We start from the raw sequence: 18,415 nt of genomic DNA on the forward strand, positions 1-18,415 counted from the left end.
ATCCGTTATGGATTCTTTTTTTTGTTATCGCTTGGATTTGCTATTCGGAAAACAGTCCAGTCTTCCATTGGAACAGCGCCTTGTGATTTATAAAAAGCAATGGATGCTTTATTTTCATCTAGACACCACCATTCCACCCGTCCCAACTTTTCTGCCTCCGCAATTGAGCGCATTTTTTCAAGCAGTGCTTTTCCATAGCCACTTCCGCGATAAGCCTCCTCGATGTAGAGATCTTCAATATAGAGCCCTGGGCGGCCAAGAAACGTCGAAAAGTTATAGAAAAACAAACAAAAGCCGATCGGTTTCCCATTTATTTCGGGGAAAAGCACTTTCGCTGCTTGTATGTTAAATAAACTATCCTCCAGCACTGCCTCGCTCGTATTGACTTCATCAGCCAGCCCCTCATATTCAGCAAGTTCGAGAATGTATCGATAAATGAGCGGAACGTCCTGCTGCGTTGCATAACGGTAGGTTATTGTTTTGTCCACATTGACCATCCTTTTTACATTTCATTGGTGTCGATCATGAAAGTCACAGGGCCATGATTAAGAATCGAAATATCCATATCGGCTCCAAACACGCCTGTCTGCACCACTGTCCCTGTATCTTGCAGTTTCGCATTAAACTGTTCATATAGCGCTTTTGCCTGTTCTCCCGGCAAAGATTTGCTGAAACTAGGACGCCGCCCTTTTTTCACATCTCCATAAAGTGTGAATTGCGAGATGCTAAGAATTTCGCCGCCCACATCCGCCAATGCCAAATTCATTTTCTGGGCATCATCTTCAAAAATACGCAAACCAGTTATTTTTTTCACTGCATAGTCAAGCGCCGCTTCGTCATCGCCGTGCGTAAAGCCGACAAACAAGCAGAGACCATGCTTGATTTTGCCGACTTCCTGTCCACTGACAGTTACTGCTGCTTGTTTGACTCGTTGTAATAACACACGCATCTGCCTCTTGACCTCCTTAATTCATCAAACGTCTTACTGCATAAATATCAGGGATCTGTTTGATCTTGTCTACCACCCGCTGCAAGTGATTGATATTATGAATTTGCAGAGTTAGTACCAGCGTCGCCATTTTATTTTGATCGACTTTGGCATTGACACCATTGATATTGGAAGTAAGGCTGTTTACCACTTGAAGAATCTCATTTAATAAGCCATTACGGTTATAACCATAAACTTCAATATCGACATTATAATCATTTTTCGCTTGCAAATCAGCAGCTTCCCACTCCACTTCGATCAACCGTTCTTCTTCGATCGATTGTACATTCGGACAGTCTTTCCGGTGGATCGAGATGCCTCGTCCTTTAGTGATATAGCCGATGATCTCATCTCCCGGAACCGGATTACAACAACGTGATAAACGGATCAAGAGATTTCCGACTCCTTGGACAACCACGCCAGCATTGTGTTTGATCTTCAGCTTTTCATTATTTGCTTCTGAGTTGGAAACTTTATTTTCAAATTGGGTCAGCAGTTTTTCTGTTTCTTGTTCTGCTTCCCGCTCGCGTCGTTCTTTTTCCGTTAAACGATTGGCCACTTGAACTGGGGTCAAACCATTATAGCCAACCGCCGCAAACAGATCATCTTCGTGCGAGAAGTTAAGTTTGGCAGCGACTTGTTCCAAATGTGGATTGGTCAAATATTCTTTTGGATCATAGCCCGATTGTCGTAGTTCTTTTTCAACAGCATCGCGACCTTTTTCGACATTTTCTTCTTTAGTTTGACGTTTAAAGAATTGTTTGATCTTATTTCGAGCCTGAGAAGTTTTCACGAGTTTCAGCCAATCTCTGCTTGGTCCATAAGAATGTTTGCTGGTCAAAATGTCGATGATATCGCCAGTTTTGAGCTGATAGTCCAGTGTCACGATCTTGCCGTTCACTTTCGCACCGATTGTTTTGTTCCCGATCTCCGTATGGATGCGGTAAGCAAAATCAAGTGGGACTGAACCATTTGGCAGCTCATAAACATCCCCTTTGGGTGTGAATACATAGACAACATCAGAAAATAGATCCAGTTTCAGACTTTCCATAAAGTCTTCTGCATTATCCGCTTCATTTTGATATTCCAAGATTTCTCGGAACCAAGTCATTTTGTTGTCGAAAGAAGTTTTCGCATTGACCACTTTGCCTTCTTTGTAAGCCCAATGCGCTGCGACCCCGTATTCAGCGATCTGGTGCATTTCTGTCGTTCGGATCTGCACTTCCAATGGTTCACCTTGTGGGCCGATCACTGTTGTATGGATCGATTGATACATATTCGATTTCGGCATCGCGATATAATCTTTGAAGCGGCCTGGCATCGGTTTCCAACGTGTATGAATGATTCCAAGGACCGCATAGCAATCTTTGATGCTGCTGACGATGATTCTTACAGCAAGCAGGTCATAGATCTCATTGAACTGCTTTTGCTGAATAGACATTTTGCGGTAGATCGAATAAATATGTTTCGGCCGGCCAGTAATGTCTGCTTGAATATTCAGTTCTTCTAAATTGTCGTTGACGCCGTCGATCACATCTTGGAGGTAGCGTTCGCGCTCGTCGCGCTTTTGACGCATCAAATGAACGATGCGGTAATATTGTTGCGGATTGAGATAACGTAGCGCTGTGTCTTCGAGCTCCCACTTCACGCGCGATATCCCCAAGCGATGAGCGAGCGGTGCAAAGATCTCCAAGGTCTCATTAGCGATTCTTCGCTGTTTCTGAGTAGGCAGATGTTTCAATGTCCGCATATTATGCAGCCTGTCTGCCAGTTTGATCAAAATGACCCGGATATCCTGTGCCATTGCAATAAACATCTTCCGGTGGTTTTCTGCTTGTTGCTCTTCGTGTGATTTATATTTGATTTTACCAAGTTTCGTTACGCCATCAACGAGCATGGCAACCTCTTCGCCAAATTCTGCTTTTAAGTCATCAAGCGTTACAGGCGTATCTTCTACAACGTCATGCAGGAATCCTGATGCTACGGTAGAAGGATCCATCCGCAGTTCCGCTAAGATTCCCGCAACTTGAATGGGATGAATAATATATGGCTCACCTGATTTACGAAATTGTTCTTTATGGGCATCGCGAGCAAATGTATAGGCTTTTTCTACGATCGCTAGATGTTCTTTATTCATATAATGAGCAGCCATTTCAATCACTTGCTCAGCAGTGAGATTTTTTTCCTTTGCCATCTTCATCACCCCTTTAGTGTGTTTTTATGTGAATGAAAAGCACCCAGGTCTCCCAGAGTGCTTTTCAAAGGTTATTTTTATTATACATGGAAAATTGCGCTTTATAAAGGAATTTTCCTTAAAATTCGTTCATTTTCTGAAAAAAGAAGCTGTTTGGTAATTTTTAGAATTCCATCAAGATCAAGCGGTCATAGCCGTTTAATTTTTTATGTCCTTCTAATTCTGTTAGTTCGATCAAAAAGGCACAGCCGGCAACGATGCCGCCAAGTTCTTCTACTAACTTGATCGTCGCTTCGATCGTCCCGCCTGTTGCTAACAGATCGTCCGTGATCAAAACACGTTGTCCAGGTTTGATCGCATCTTCATGCATGGTCAATACATTGGAACCATATTCAAGATCATAGCTTTTTTCGATCGTTTTACGCGGTAATTTATTAGGCTTTCTAACCGGTGCAAAGCCGATACCAAGTGAATATGCCACTGGACAGCCGATAATAAAACCACGTGCTTCCGGACCAACGACGATATCGATATTTAATTTTTTGGCATATGCTACGATTTGATCAGTCGCAAATTTGTATGCCTCTCCGTTATTCATTAAAGGCGTGATGTCTTTAAAAACGATCCCTTCACTGGGCCAATCATTCACAATCGCTACATAATCTCTTAACTCGTTCAAATTCATGTTTTTTCCTCCAACTAGGTAACCTAGAAATCCATCGATTTTGCAATCCAGTCGTGCAGCTCCTGGTAGTTCGCATAAAGCAGTTTTTGTTTGACCGCAAGCTTATTCGCTTTTGTCTGATAGACTGTCGAGTCTTCCAAGTTACGCTTTTCCTTTACTTCATTTAATAAAATAACACCATCATTCATTGTAACAAAATTTAAGTCAAAAAACACGTTTGACATGAAATTAATTTGTGCGGTCGTCCAACCAAACTGTTTTGATAAATGCGGAATGTATTTTTCTAAGGAAAATGGCTGGAACTTTTTGATCAAGCTGTATAGTTTTGCAAATGCAGAACGGTCTGGGATCGCAGCTATTTCTTCTGAATCAGAAAAATGGATGTAGATCCGTGCCGGTTTGATCTTGTTCACGAGCGAGGTCACTTGTTCTGCTTCGACCGGCAGATCCGCAAAGATCAATTCCTCGCATGAGCCCTCACCTGTTACCGTGGCTGCATCTTTGGCCGCGATCACTTCTTCATTGTTCAGTTCGCTGCTCAATTTGTCTGCTGTTTCCGGTTGGAAGCAAATAATCATCCGATCGGCAACTTGCTGTTTGATCAATTGCTGCCAATCAGTTTTATTACGGACATCAAAGAGTTGCCATTTTTCGATATGCATATCCACCAACCGTAGTTGTGGTTTCCGGACATTATTCCATTCATTGATCGATAACTCGCCAGCAATTTCTACCGTTGCCTGCGCCGAAACCTTTTCTGCGAGATCACCAAAGCCAAAACCTACCGCATCAAGCGTTGCGGAAGTATTGTTCTCATCAACAAGCAACGTTTTTAAATGCGTTTTGTCTCCGCCGATCCGTTTCGTATTTTGTAGTTTCAAATTCTGCAAGCGGAAGACCGGCTTCGGATTATCCGTGCCAAATGGTGCTAGATTCTCTATTTTTGAAATGAACGCTACATCGATATCGGCTAGCGCTAATTTATCTTCTACAATCAATTCCAATTGAAAATCTTCGTCCTTTAATAGCGCTGCTTGCTGATTGAGCTGGCTGCGCAGTTCCTCGACTTGTTCTGTTGCGATAGTCAGACCTGCAGCCATCGGGTGTCCACCGAAAGCGATCATCAACGCACGATTTTTATCTAGCTCTTGATAAAGATGAAACGCAGGTATGCTTCGGCCAGAGCCTTTTGCGATTCCAGTAGCTGGATCGCTAGCAAGCATAATCACGGGACGAGCGTAGCGATCCACTAAGCGTGATGCCACGATCCCTAATACACCGGCATTCCAGCCCTCTTTAGAAAGAATCAAAACGCGATCCTCTGCAAGACCGTTCTCTTCTACCAATGTAACTGCTTCTTCTGTAATAGCAGCCACGATCGCTTTTCGTTCTTTATTGGCTTCATCGATCTCCTCAGCTAAAAAGCCTGCTTCTTCCTCATCAGGGGTCAATAATAGATCAGCAGCTGGATCAGCCGGGCCTAAACGACCAATTGCATTCAGACGGGGTGCTAAGGCAAAACCAACCGTTTCTTCCGTTGCCGCCTCTAACTTCACACTCGCTTTTTTTGCTAAAGCAGCTAAACCGAGCGTTGGTTCTTCGCGTAGTTTCCGCAATCCTCTTTGGACAAGCAAGCGGTTTTCATCCGTTAGGGAAACAAGATCCGCGATCGTTCCGACAGCCACGAGGTCGAGTAAATCTGTCGGCTCCGCTCCAAGCAAAGCATGCGCCAATTTATAAGCAACACCAACTCCGGCTAGATCCGGGAACGGATAATCGCTTTCTGGATGACGTGGATGGATAACTGCCAATGCTTTCGGCAATGTGTCGCGTCCTTCATGATGATCGGTCACGATCACATCTAATCCGATCGCAGCTGCCTCTTCCATCACATCAAGCGCAGCAATCCCGTTGTCTACCGTGATCAGCAGATCCACACCGTCTGCTTTGGCCGCTTGGAAAGCAGCGCTGTTCGGACCGTAGCCCTCTGTGAAACGATTAGGGATATAAAAACTAGGTTCCGCACCTAATTTGATCAATGTTTTATAGAGAACAGCGATACTTGTTACACCGTCTGCATCGTAATCGCCATAAATAAGAATACGTTCTCCGCCTGCGATCGCTTTTTTGATACGCGTTACTGCTTTGTCCATTTCTGGAAGCAAAAATGGGTCGTAAACATCGTATTTGGTAGGGTGGAAAAATTTGTCGTATTGACCAGCAGTAGTGATCTTACGCTTCCACAACATATTTGCGAGTGGAACTGGTATCGCTAATTCTTCTGCAAGTGCTGCCACTTGTTTTTCATCTGTCTGCTTTATTTTCCATGTATATTTGGAACGAATCACATTACCACACCTTTCAACCTTCCAATTATACTGGAAATCGGTTAAATTTCCAAGTCTCTTTCTCGTTTATCCATGGAGGTTTGCCATAATTTCGAATAATAACCATTACCATTTCTAGCATCGAATCTTGCCGCTAAATCACGCGATATCTCCGGGAAACTACTGTCAGCTTGAACGACTGGCAATGCATGGATCATAAAGAGCATCTTACTCATTTCAGAATCCGATTTTTCCAAGATCGCTTCATTCTCAGCAATAATTTCTTTTGCCTTCACAAGATCCCCGATTTGATAATGATAAGCAACAAATTGACCGATCGTTTTTAAATATTCCGGTTCTTGCCGCACCAACGGGTAACCTTTAGCAAAACAAGCTGCTGCCTGATCAAGTTGATCGATATCCAAAAATGCCAGAGCTGCGAAGCCATATGTTAAATGCGGTATCTCTGCACAGCTTTGTTTCCCATTAATGACCGGTTTTGCGGCTTGAATCGCCTTTTGGCTGTCACCAGTGAAGTAATGATGATGCGCCACATCGTTTGTTTCGCAGGCCACACAATCATTCATATAATCAGCTGGTGTTGCTTGCCATTTCGCAAAATAGTCGGCCGCGGTTTCTGCGTCCCCCATTTCTTCCGCTGCGATCGCAACTGTTTTATAATAAGGCCGCAGCGAAAAGCCGTTTTCTTGGAATTTTGTTTTCATATCGGCTAGCAAGTTTTCTATTTGTTCTTTAGAAATCGCCAAAATCCCGCAAGTGTCGCCGGCGATCCATTTGTATTTCCATAAAATATCATACGTGGATACAAATGGGCTTTTTTCTTCATATTTTTTTATCAACCAGGCAAACGCTTGCAGCGCTTTTTTCATTTGTCCATTATAGACAGTAGCTTCGATCATCAAATCGCGTGCTTCAACGCCCACTTCAATGTCTTGATAAACATCTGCCGCAGCGATCACGCGTTCCAATATCGGGATGACTTCCGGGTTTTGATCACCTAATTGGTAGGCTAACTCTAGGTCTTCTAAATAATTCATCGCGTCCTCCTATAACATGCTCAAAATTTGCAGGTAATTGTCGTTCATTAATGTCATTTCTTTTTGTTTCAACGGATAATGGCCGAATAGCAATGCTTGGATATACAGCATTTTTACGATCGTTTCTAGCGACTCCGCCGTTCGATCTTGGGAAAACAAGCGTTTGATCAATGGATTTTCCAAGTTGAGATACAACTCGGCAAAGACACGTTCCACGCCATAATCACTTTGGATGCTCTCTAAGATCGAACTAAATAAGCTATTGGACTCTTCTTGGGCACGCTCCAATTCACGAAGCTGCTGCGTTGCGGTCGGATTGATAAACAGCACTGGCATGTCGCGTGGTTCAAACTTTTTGATTGCTACTTTGACTTCATACTCCGCCATCCGCTGATTTAAAGACTCCAGAAGTGCCGCAAAAAACTGCTGTTCGTCCGCCGAGATCTCATTCCACTCATTTAACAGCTGAGCTGGCTCGATCATTTCGAGCTGCACGTTTTCGACCATATCGCTTAGCGCACGCAAGATTGCTGCATCGTAACTAAAACCACCATTGATCACTTCCATGCCTTTACTTCTTGCTAAATCGATGATCTGTCTAAAATCATCAACAGAATACGTATAATAAATGTCGCTTGTTCGCTTTAAAACCGCAGCGAGACTTTCTTCGCCGTTTCCTGTCCGGAAAGGCAAGTAAGGATAGATCAATTCTAAAAACTCATTATCTTCTAATGCCATCAGTTTGAATGCGTGGAAATGTGTGTAAACGATTCGTTCCAACACTTCTTGATTAAGTGATTCGATCCCCTTTTTAAGTGCTTTTCCAAGTGAACCAGCCACCTTTTCCAGCGTAGCATTTTTATAAAAGTCTTCCCGAGAAGCGACTGGCTGAAGCTCATCTGTCCATAAGACACAATTAGTAAAGAAAGACCATTCTGGTAAAATATCGGCAGACTGTCCCGTCACAAACATGTTGTTGAGATACACGGTATGGTTGCGTTTCGCATTCATTTGGATCGCATACGGAATAACATAGGCGATCCCATATGTACGTTTATTTTCTGATTGAAGCAGACAATACGTTTCAAAGTTCGTTTGATAGAGTTCGCGGCCAAATGCAAGGATCTCATGTGAAGGAAGTTGCTGCAAGGTTTCTAGGTCAGCAAACTGTTTCGTTGTTTCATTAAGGATCTGATCCTCATAGCGAATCGCGATCTCCAGCGAAGCTCCATATTTTTTAAGTACTTTTTCCAGCTGCTCCGCTTCGAAGCACTCCAATCCTTCTTCCGCCTGTGGATCAGCGCGCAAATAAACATGCGTTCCCGGCTCACGATCCGGCAGATCAAGTTCACGGATCTGGTACGTACCATCCGCATTCCCACGCCACTCCACTGTCTGCCTTGTTTTTGCTGATGTGGAGATCATGACGATTTCATCACTGACGATAAAACAGGAAAGCAGACCGATCCCAAAGCGACCGATATAATCATTCTCTTCGATTTGAAAACGCTTAGACCCTTTAGAAGAGCTGGCGATCGTTGCTAAAAATTCGTGGACTTCCTCGGTGGTAAGTCCGATCCCATTGTCCTCAAAAATAAGCACCGAACCGCCTTGGTCCGATGTATTTAAACTAACAGCGATTTCTCCTGTTAGCGAAGATTCGTTTTTTTTTCGAGCTCGAATTGCGTCTGTAGCATTCTGCAGCAGTTCCCGAATATAAACATCTTTGGAATCATACAGATGGTTGGATAAAATGTCGATCATGCCACCGAGATTTACTTTGAAGCGCATGTTTTCTTCCATAAAACGTTCCCCTTTCGCTACTATCTAGTAGTTAAAGTATACAAAAATAGCAAATCAATGTCAAAATGCTGGAACACTGATCTGCTAGGAATACTTCTTTATTCGATTGGCGTTTGCGTACTTGGAGCACGTTTCGGTTTCGCAGCATTTTGCTCGCGGAAAGCCGTTAATTGACGGTTTAGATCGTCATTTTGACTGTTTAGTTGTTTGATTTGTTTTTTCAGTGAACGAGCTTTGCCAAGATTCAAACAGAAAATAATCAGACAACCAATCAGCACGGAACCAATGATGATCAAGATTAGTGGCCACTGCGCCTCGACAAATAAGAAATTGACTTGCACTGCATCTACATTGATAACAGCAAAAATAGCAATAAGAAGTGCTAATATAATTCCAACAATCACTTGCCATTGTACCTTCATAAAAATCCCTCCCTTTCATTTTACTCATTTACCCCATTTTCCCAGAAAAAAAACCAAGCAACCGTAGCTGCTTGGTCTCGGATTTATACGACTGGTTGACCACCGTTTCGTTTTTTCTTCTTCTTGACTGTAGTAATCGTACCTTTTTTCTTCAATTGACGTACCTTGAAGACGTACCATAACTGCATTGCCATAAAGATAGAAGAGAATACACTGGAGATCAGACCAACTAGCAAAGCAATGGAGAAGTTCAAGATGGAACTGCTTCCGAATGCTACTAAAGCTACAACTGTGAAAATAACAGTTAAGATCGTATTGATCGAACGAGTAAACGTTTGTCTTAACGCACTATTGACACTGCTAGCGATCTCCTCTTTCGTTTTGAAACGTTTCATTTGTTTACTGATATCCCGAATCCTATCAGCCGTAACGATCGTATCATTGATCGAATAACCAATAACCGTCAACACCGCGGCAATGAAGGTAAGATCGACCTCCAGCCTGAAGATGCTGAAGAAAATAAAGATCACAAAAGCATCAAATAGGAGTGACAAGATCGCTGCGATCCCCATATAAAGTTCAAAACGAATACCGATATAGATCACAAGCAAGATGGAAGCGACTCCCAATGCCCAGAAACCATTTTTTGCCAATTCCTTGCCGACCGTAGGGGTTACTGTACTGATACTTGGTTCATGACCATATTTCGATTTGAATTCTGCCTTGAATTTCGCGATTTCCTGCTGGCTAAGCGCGCCTTTATAGGAAACAACCGCAACTTTTTGGTCTTTCCCTTGTAAAACGATCGTTTCAGCAGGCATATTGATCTCTTTCAAGTCCTTTTGGACAGCAGCTGCTGTAAGCGTATGATCCGCTGTTACATCTGCGCGCGTACCGCTTGAGAAATCAATGCCAAGATTCATTTTGAAGACGGACAACAAGATGACCCCGGCTATTGTGATCACTGCGAAAGTCCATAAGAAGCCGCGGTGATGTTTAACAAAATCAAAGCGGTCAAAATGCGTTTTTAACTTAAATGTGCTGATATCTTCATGCAGATCATGGATCTCATCTTTTCTGACTGCAAACCAGCCTGGACGTTTATTAAGGAAATTGCTGTCGATCGCAAAGCGAAGCAGTAAACGAGATCCCCAAACAGCCGTCAAGAAACTGATCAAGATACTGATGATCAATACCGTAGCAAAGCCTTTGATCGAGCTTGTTCCAAAATAGAACAATACGCCAGCAACAAGCAATGTGGTAAAGTTTCCGTCAAAAATGGCACGGAAAGCTTCTTTACCGCCGATCTCAAATGCCGACTTGATCGATCGACCGATCTTGATCTCTTCTTTTATCCGTTCATAGGTGATAACATTCGCATCGACTGCCATCCCAATACCCAGTATCAACCCTGCAATACCTGGTAGAGTCAGCGTCGCATGCAGCAGACTTAAAATCAGCAAGACTAAGTAGGTGTATGCAACCAAAGTAACAGAGGCAACAAAACCTGGGAAGCGATAAACAGCCATCATGAAAATGAAAATCGCAAGTACACCGATCAACCCAGCCATTACTGTTTCGTTTAGCGCATCTTGTCCGAATTGTGCACCTACCGAAGTAGAGTAAACTTCTTTCATTTTAACTGGTAGTGCTCCAGAATTCAGTAAGTTAGCTAGATCTTTGGCTTCTTTTACTTCAAAATCACCAGTGATCTCCACTTGGTTCGTGTCTAGGACTTGACTGACATTTGGTGCTGATAGGAAAGCTGGTTTTTCTTTTTGTCTTTCCTCTTTGTATTTTTGTCCTTTTTTATGATCCAGCCAAATAACGAGTTGATTTTCCTGCGTTGGTGCTTTTGCTAGGATCTCTTTGGTTACTTTGGCAAATTTGGATGCACTTTTGAGTTTCAACGTTACGATCGGACGATTATTGTTATCAAACGCTTGTTTTGCGCCACCGCCAACTAGATCGCTTCCGTCCATCATTAGCTTATCATCCGCATCACGGAAAGATAATTGGGCCGTTGTGGAAAGCAACTTTCTTGCTTCTGTTTGGTCCTTGATCCCTGCTAATTGCACACGGATCCGATTTTTGCCTTCAATGGTAATACTTGGTTCTGCAACACCAAGTGTGTTTACCCGGCGGTCAAGCGCACTCACAGTATCTGATAACGTAGATTTATCTACTGTTCCCTTGCCATTTGCTGGTTCTACTTGATAGAGAACTTCAAAACCACCTTGAAGATCCAATCCTAAATTGATATGACTAAGTACCACCTTTGCCGTTCCAAAAACGACGCCGAAAATGATAGCCAGTGCAAGTAAGAACGCAACGATTCTGCTTTTCTTAATCATGTATGACTCGTTCCTTCCTCATCTGAAATGTTTGCCGCAGGGGCGATTTCTTCCTGTTTTGGGTTATCGATGACCGCATCCACCAATTCCTGATCCAGTTTCGCACCTGCTTCTGGTACGTTTTTTTCAGATGTCCTCATAATAAATTGTATTAATTGCCCTATCTTCATCTGCATAACATCATTTATCCGTTCATGCAGAGCAGGAGTGGGTTTGTTCGCCCATATGACTTCCGTAAGAAATTCCCAGATATCTTGTTTTTTCACTTCGCGGTACCCTAATATATGGAAATCTTCTACTTTGATCAATATCGCCGGCTCAAGTGTGTCATGCCACTCTTGGTAGTTATTCGCCATTTCGTTTCCCCTCCTTCTCCAAAAACAATCAACATATCTCCATTTTATCTAATCTCGGGTCAAATGAAAAGAAAAAAATGAAGGAATTCCTTTTTTAACAGAAAAAGCAGCTTTTCCCTAATAAAAAATGCCCTTTACAGTTTTCAAGCTATAAAGAGCATCCGTTTACTTATTTGGTTTGATCATTATCCGGTTCTTGAACTTCTTCTACTACTTCTTCATCTGCAAGCACACTTGGTTCTGCAGTTTTTTCAAGTACAGTACGAATCGCATTGCGATCAAAAGTCAATCGAGCGCCGCCACAATTCAAGATAACAGTGTTATCTTCGATTGCGTCTACAATACCGTGCAGTCCTCCAATAGTGATGATTTTATCACCTTTAGACAAACCACTTTGCATTTGTTGTACTTGTTTTTGACGTTTTTGTTGCGGTCTTATCAACAAAAAATAGAAAAGTACGATCATTAAGACCAATGGAATTAACATTTGCATATAAAACTTTAACCCCTCTCCGATATGTTATTATATATTAGAAATTTTTCGCGTCCGGACGATTCAGTCCATATTGCTCAAAAAATTCTTCCCTGAAATCACCAAGCCGGTCTGCTTGGATAGCAGTTCTTACCTGCTTCATTAAGTTTAACAAAAAATGTAGGTTATGATAAGTAGTAAGCCTTATACCGAATGTTTCATCACATTTTATTAAGTGACGTACATAGGCACGGCTGTAATTGCGGCATGTATAGCAATCGCAATCCTCATCGATTGGTCTGAAATCGCGGGCAAATTTAGCATTTTTGATTACTAATCGGCCTTGCGATGTCATACAAGTCCCATTTCGGGCGATCCTCGTCGGTAATACGCAGTCGAACATGTCGATTCCACGGATCACGCCGTCGATCAATGAATCTGGGGAACCTACTCCCATCAAATAGCGAGGTTTATTAGTTGGTAACAATGGTGTCGTATATTCCAGCACTTCATTCATTACCGATTTAGGTTCGCCAACGGACAAGCCGCCGATCGAATAGCCTGGGAAATCAAGAGAAACCAGATCTTTCGCACTCAATTCCCGTAGATCTTGATATGCACCACCTTGCACGATGCCGAAAAGTCCTTGATCCTCTGGACGTTCGTGTGCTCGAAGGCCTCTTTCAGCCCAGCGCGAAGTACGTTCTACCGATTTTTTCATATAATCATGCGTAGCCGGATATGGCGGGCATTCATCAAATGACATCATAATGTCGGAACCCAGCGCATTTTGGATCTGAATCGCTTTTTCCGGAGACAAAAATAACTTGTCGCCATTTAGATGATTTCGGAAATGAACACCTTCTTCCTTGATATCGCGAATATCGCTCAAACTAAATACTTGAAAACCACCTGAATCTGTTAAGATCGGCTGATCCCAGTTCATAAAGCGATGCAAGCCGCCTGCTTCACGAATAAGTTCTTCCCCAGGTCTTAACCATAGATGATAGGTATTGCTTAAAATAATCCCAGCCCCCATTGCTTTTAACTCTTCTGGAGACATCGTTTTTACTGTTGCAAGCGTTCCGACGGGCATAAACATTGGTGTATCAAATGTGCCGTGTGGTGTATGGATCTTGCCAAGTCTAGCGCCAGTTTGCTTATCTGTTTTTATAAGTTCATAACGAATCGCAGTCATTACTTACCTCTTTCTACTTGTTCTTTTACTAGCATAACGAAAATACTTGTCTATTACAAGTATCAGACGGAAGAAAATACGAATTCAATCTTTTTCGCCTATTTCGCGCAGCCGGTATTGTTTGTATTAATGAATAAACATCGCGTCGCCGAAACTAAAGAAACGATAACGGTTCTCTACGGCATGCCGATATGCATGTAAGATGATATCGCGGTTGGAAAGTGCTGATACGAGCATGATCAGCGTTGACTTTGGCAAGTGGAAATTGGTGATCAGCGCATCTACTGCTTGGAAAGTAAACCCAGGGGAGATAAAAATATCTGTCCAACCAGATTCTTCTACTAAAGCGCCATTATTTCTTGAAGCGATCGTTTCCAGTGTTCGGATCGACGTAGTGCCCACTGCAATAATACGCTTACCGGCAGCTTTCACTTCGCTTAGTTCTGCTGCGGCTTCCTTCGTCAGTCGGTAAAATTCAGAGTGCATTTTGTGATTATCCGTATCTGCGACATCGACAGGACGAAATGTCCCAAGGCCAACATGAAGTGTCAAGAAAATCACTTTTACTCCTTTTTCCCGAATTTGATCCAGCAAGGCTTCTGTAAAATGGAGGCCTGCAGTCGGTGCTGCAGCGGAACCATTTTCTTTCGCATATACTGTCTGATAGCGTCCTTGGTCCTCCAGCTGTTCTTTAATGTACGGTGGCAGCGGCATTTCACCAAGGCTTTCCAAAACTTCATAAAAAATACCTTCATAGTGAAATTCAAGGATGCGACCGCCATGCTCCAACTCTTCTTTGCAGACTGCTTTCAGTTCGCCATTACCAAATGTGATCGTTTGCCCGACCCGAATACGCTTCGCCGGCTTTACCAAGGTTTCCCATTCATTATCTGCTTTTTGCTTTAAGAGTAGCACTTCGATATGGGCGCCGGTTTCATCTTTGAGGCCATGAAGTCTGGCAGGAAGAACGCGTGTATTGTTAAGAACAAGCGCGTCCCCAGGTTCCAGATAATCAACGATCGAAGCAAAATGTTTATCATCAATGGCTCCGGTTTCTTTATTTAATACCATCAAGCGACTGGCCGTTCTATCTAATAATGGAGTTTGGGCAATCAGCTCTTCTGGCAAATCAAAATCAAAATCTTCTACTTTCATTTCTACACACCTTTTTCATATGAAATTCCTAAATGATTATATGCTCTTTCCGTAACTAGCCGACCACGAGGAGTTCGTTGCAGAAAACCGATCTGTAGCAGGTAAGGTTCTTGCATATCTTCAATAGTTTCGCGTTCTTCACCGATACTTGCCGCAATTGTTTCGATTCCGACAGGTCCGCCTCCGAACGAGTGAATAATCGTTTGTAATAAACGCTGATCGATCGTATCCAGACCACGCGGGTCAACACGCAGAAGTTCTAGCGCTTCTTTAGCAAGCCTTTCAGTCACATAGCCATCTGCCTTCACATCAGCAAAATCACGCACCCGCTTTAATAGACGATTCGCGATTCGCGGGGTCCCGCGTGAGCGACGTGCGATCTCTTCTGCACCGGGAACATCTACTTCGGTATCCAATATCGAAGCAGTCCGCGTGATGATTGCTTCTAATTGTGCTTCTGTGTAAAACTCCAAGTGATCGATAACACCGAAGCGATCACGTAGCGGCGCTGATAGTTGTCCTGCCCGAGTTGTTGCGCCAATCAATGTGAATGGCGGAAGATCAAGACGAACAGATTTCGCAGTAGGACCGTTACCGATCACGATATCAATAAAATAATCTTCCATTGCTGGATACAGTATCTCTTCGACCGTTCGCGATAGACGGTGGATCTCATCGATAAATAAAACATCCCCCGGCTCGAGGCTGGTCAAAATTGTAGCCAAGTCCCCTGGTCGTTCGATTGCCGGACCACTTGTCGTTCTGATCCCGGCACCCATTTCATTGGCGATAACCATTGCTAGCGTCGTTTTCCCAAGTCCAGGCGGTCCATAAAGCAGCACATGATCGAGTGCTTCATTTCTTTTTTTTGCTGCTTCAATAAAGATCTTCAAGTTATCTTTTACTTTATCTTGACCGATATAATGGGCCAACAGTTGAGGTCTTAGTGACATCTCAAAACTTTCTTCTTCAGGATTCACAGATTCTCCAGAAATGATCCGTTCTTCCATGTCCATAATCCCTCCTTTACTTTGTCATCAATTGTAGCGCTAATTTAATATAAGCATCGCTGCTCAAATCTTCTTTTTCCAATTTTGGAATGACTTTTTTTAATTCTTTTTTATTATAACCTAATGCTTCTAATGCTAAAATAGCTTCTTCCAACGTTTCTGTCAAACCAGCTGTCAAATCTTCTTCTTTTCTCTGCATCTTTGCAAAGGAAGTATCCACATCGCTTAGTTTGCCTTTTAAATCCAAAATGATCTGCCTAGCTGTCTTCTTACCGACACTCGGGAATTTCGTCAAATAAACATCGTCTTCTGCCTCGATCGCACTGATCAATGCATTGGCGTCCCCAGTCGCAATGATCGCCAAAGCACTTTTCGGACCGATCCCAGAAACGCTCAGTAATTTTTTGAATAGGAAACGCTCTTCTTTAGTTTTAAAGCCAAAAAGTGTTAGACTATCTTCTCTCACATGCTGATATACAAATACTTTGGCGGTCTGTCCGCTCATAGACTGAAAGGCAAACGGATTGCCGGTGATTAACTGATAACCGACTTGTCCGGCTTCCACCACGATGAATTCCGGGGTAATGTCCGTAACGGTGCCATTGATATAATCGTACATAAAAGTTCCTCTCTTTCTTTACTCATACCATTTATGATAGCATAAAAAAGAACGTTTGTACTGTTTTATTTTCTTGTTTACATAATAATATTATAGTAGTTTTTAAATTAGATGCGCTGCATTCGTATAAACTTCTTGGACATCGTCGTCCTCTTCCAACACATCGATCATTTGCTCTAATTGTTCCTTTTTATCCTCAGGAACTTCAATCGTTGTTTGCGGTTTCATTATCAGATTTGCCTCTGCGAATACATAACCAGCGTCCTGCAGACTATCCTTTACAGCTGTAAAATCACTTGGATCCGTAAGCACTTCAAACACTTCCGGATAGACGAAGACATCTTCTGCTCCTGCCTCGATTGCTTCGAGCATGAAAGTGTCTTCCTCAACTTCTATATCCGTACGTTCGATCACTAAATATCCTTTACGATCAAACAAATAATTGACTGTTCCAGTTTCACCTAAACTACCGCCATTTTTATTAAATCCGACACGAACATTGGTAGACGTGCGATTCTTGTTGTCAGTTAAAGCATGGACCAAGACGGCAACACCTGCCGGGCCATATCCTTCATAAGTGACTTCTTCATAATTTTCTGTCGCATTTGCCCCTGTCGCTTTATCGATTGCCCGTTTGATATTATCATTAGGCATATTAGCCGCTTTTGCTTTATCCATCACAAGACGTAGACTCGGATTCATATCGGGATCTGCCCCGCCTTTAGCTGCCACATATAGTTCCTTCGCTATTTTTTGAAACGTTTTAGCGCGTTTCGCATCTTGCGCATTTTTTCGTCCTTGAATATTGTTCCATTTCGAATGTCCAGACATCATTATCATCCTTTCTTCAAATCAAGAAGCATAAAGCCCTGCTAAGCATCAATCCTTAGCAAGGCGGTAGACATGGTAGGTTCCTAAGTTGCGGACTTCACCGCCGATCAATCCGATCTCTTCCACTGCATTTGCTACTAATTGCGATTTTCCCGCTGATAACAAATCAACGAAAAAGAAATATTCTCCGAGTGATGTTTTTAGCGGCCGAGATTCGATCCGGCTCATATCGATATTGCGCCAAGCAAACGTCGACAATATCTTATGTAATGCACCAGGTAAATTTTGTGGGAGTAGAAACGTAAGTGTTGTTTTTTCTTCTTCTTTAATGAGCGGAATCTCAATCGGGATCCGACTCAGCACAAAGAAGCGCGTTTGGTTGAGCTCCAAGTCCTGCGCGTCTTCCTGGACGATCTCCAAACCATATCGTTCTGAGGCCATACGTGGAGCGATAGCAGCAAGCAGTTCTTCCGGGTGCTCGCTTACATATTTAGCTGCATATGCCGTAGAAGGTGTGACTTCCTGTTCCGTTCCATATAATTCTGCCTGTAAGAACGTATGGCATTGTGCTAAAGCTTGCGGATGCGACATTACTTTTTGTACCGATTTCCATGCTGTTTTATTCTCCGGATGGACCATCAAATGTTGTGAGATCGGCAAAACGATCTCTGCTACGACAGGTACTTTAGAAAAATGGAACAAGTAGTCGAGTGTCACATTGACGCTACCTTCAATTGTATTTTCGATTGGGACAACTGCCACGTCGACCTCTTCTTTTTCAATGGCCATGATGCAATCAGGAATCGTATTTTTTGCTTGCATCTCCCCATAAGGAAATGCTTTGGACGCAGCTGAATGCGTGAAGGAGGCAGCTGGTCCTAAGTATGCGACTTTCATTTTTCATACCCCTTTCTTATGTAGAAAAGAAGCCTAAGCATTTCGC

General features: G+C 42.9%; 17 protein-coding genes. All 17 read right to left on the reverse strand.

Features of this window, described 5'->3' with window-relative positions:
- Nucleotides 1–5: 5 nt before the first annotated feature.
- The 17 genes from EL241_RS07325 to pheA all read right to left on the reverse strand — a co-directional run bounded on the left by EL241_RS07325 (nt 6) and on the right by pheA (nt 18,369).
- Complete coding sequence (locus tag EL241_RS07325; protein ID WP_126320464.1) at nt 6–497, reverse strand: GNAT family N-acetyltransferase; 492 nt, start codon at nt 495–497, stop codon at nt 6–8.
- Between the two features lie 5 nt (nt 498–502).
- Entirely contained in the window at nt 503–949 is a 447-nt protein-coding gene (dtd, locus tag EL241_RS07330; protein WP_036103920.1) for a D-aminoacyl-tRNA deacylase, read from the reverse strand.
- Nucleotides 950–965: 16 nt separating this feature from the next.
- Complete coding sequence (locus EL241_RS07335; RefSeq protein ID WP_036103918.1) at nt 966–3,182, reverse strand: RelA/SpoT family protein; 2,217 nt, start codon at nt 3,180–3,182, stop codon at nt 966–968.
- A gap of 163 nt (nt 3,183–3,345) precedes the next feature.
- A complete protein-coding gene (locus EL241_RS07340) occupies nt 3,346–3,867 on the reverse strand; it encodes an adenine phosphoribosyltransferase (protein WP_036103915.1) in 522 nt (173 codons plus the stop codon).
- 23 nt (nt 3,868–3,890) lie between these two features.
- Nucleotides 3,891–6,215: a single-stranded-DNA-specific exonuclease RecJ gene (gene recJ / locus EL241_RS07345; RefSeq protein ID WP_036103912.1), complete on the reverse strand. Its 2,325-nt coding sequence runs from the start codon at nt 6,213–6,215 to the stop codon at nt 3,891–3,893.
- 41 nt (nt 6,216–6,256) lie between these two features.
- The gene (locus tag EL241_RS07350; protein WP_052009070.1) at nt 6,257–7,252 is read right to left on the reverse strand and encodes a hypothetical protein; all 996 of its coding nucleotides are present in this window, start codon (nt 7,250–7,252) and stop codon (nt 6,257–6,259) included.
- 9 nt (nt 7,253–7,261) lie between these two features.
- Nucleotides 7,262–9,055, reverse strand: a complete 1,794-nt coding sequence (locus EL241_RS07355) for an HSP90 family protein (protein WP_036103909.1) — start codon at nt 9,053–9,055, stop codon at nt 7,262–7,264.
- A gap of 98 nt (nt 9,056–9,153) precedes the next feature.
- A complete protein-coding gene (locus EL241_RS07360; protein WP_036103905.1) occupies nt 9,154–9,477 on the reverse strand; it encodes a LapA family protein in 324 nt (107 codons plus the stop codon).
- Nucleotides 9,478–9,560: 83 nt separating this feature from the next.
- On the reverse strand, nt 9,561–11,831 hold the full coding sequence (gene secDF, locus EL241_RS07365; RefSeq protein WP_036103902.1) for a protein translocase subunit SecDF: 2,271 nt from the start codon (nt 11,829–11,831) through the stop codon (nt 9,561–9,563).
- Complete coding sequence (locus EL241_RS07370) at nt 11,828–12,187, reverse strand: post-transcriptional regulator (RefSeq protein ID WP_003755662.1); 360 nt, start codon at nt 12,185–12,187, stop codon at nt 11,828–11,830. The genes secDF and EL241_RS07370 overlap by 4 nt, the downstream gene beginning before the upstream one ends.
- A gap of 169 nt (nt 12,188–12,356) precedes the next feature.
- The gene (gene yajC / locus EL241_RS07375; protein ID WP_003755660.1) at nt 12,357–12,680 is read right to left on the reverse strand and encodes a preprotein translocase subunit YajC; all 324 of its coding nucleotides are present in this window, start codon (nt 12,678–12,680) and stop codon (nt 12,357–12,359) included.
- A gap of 37 nt (nt 12,681–12,717) precedes the next feature.
- Nucleotides 12,718–13,857: a tRNA guanosine(34) transglycosylase Tgt gene (gene tgt / locus EL241_RS07380; RefSeq protein ID WP_036103900.1), complete on the reverse strand. Its 1,140-nt coding sequence runs from the start codon at nt 13,855–13,857 to the stop codon at nt 12,718–12,720.
- A 126-nt stretch (nt 13,858–13,983) separates the two neighbouring features.
- Entirely contained in the window at nt 13,984–15,012 is a 1,029-nt protein-coding gene (gene queA, locus EL241_RS07385) for a tRNA preQ1(34) S-adenosylmethionine ribosyltransferase-isomerase QueA (protein WP_036103898.1), read from the reverse strand.
- Between the two features lie 2 nt (nt 15,013–15,014).
- Nucleotides 15,015–16,022: a Holliday junction branch migration DNA helicase RuvB gene (ruvB, locus tag EL241_RS07390; protein WP_040486449.1), complete on the reverse strand. Its 1,008-nt coding sequence runs from the start codon at nt 16,020–16,022 to the stop codon at nt 15,015–15,017.
- A 16-nt stretch (nt 16,023–16,038) separates the two neighbouring features.
- On the reverse strand, nt 16,039–16,641 hold the full coding sequence (gene ruvA / locus EL241_RS07395) for a Holliday junction branch migration protein RuvA (RefSeq protein ID WP_126320465.1): 603 nt from the start codon (nt 16,639–16,641) through the stop codon (nt 16,039–16,041).
- 102 nt (nt 16,642–16,743) lie between these two features.
- Nucleotides 16,744–17,472 carry a YebC/PmpR family DNA-binding transcriptional regulator gene (locus EL241_RS07400; RefSeq protein ID WP_036103896.1) on the reverse strand — a complete coding sequence of 243 codons (729 nt, stop codon included), beginning with the start codon at nt 17,470–17,472 and terminating at the stop codon, nt 16,744–16,746.
- 48 nt (nt 17,473–17,520) lie between these two features.
- Nucleotides 17,521–18,369 (reverse strand): prephenate dehydratase, encoded by an 849-nt coding sequence (gene pheA, locus EL241_RS07405; RefSeq protein WP_036103895.1) that lies wholly within the window; start codon nt 18,367–18,369, stop codon nt 17,521–17,523.
- Nucleotides 18,370–18,415 lie beyond the last annotated feature (46 nt).

It is taken from the genome of Listeria grayi, assembly GCF_900638015.1.
GTDB lineage: Bacteria > Bacillota > Bacilli > Lactobacillales > Listeriaceae > Listeria > Listeria grayi.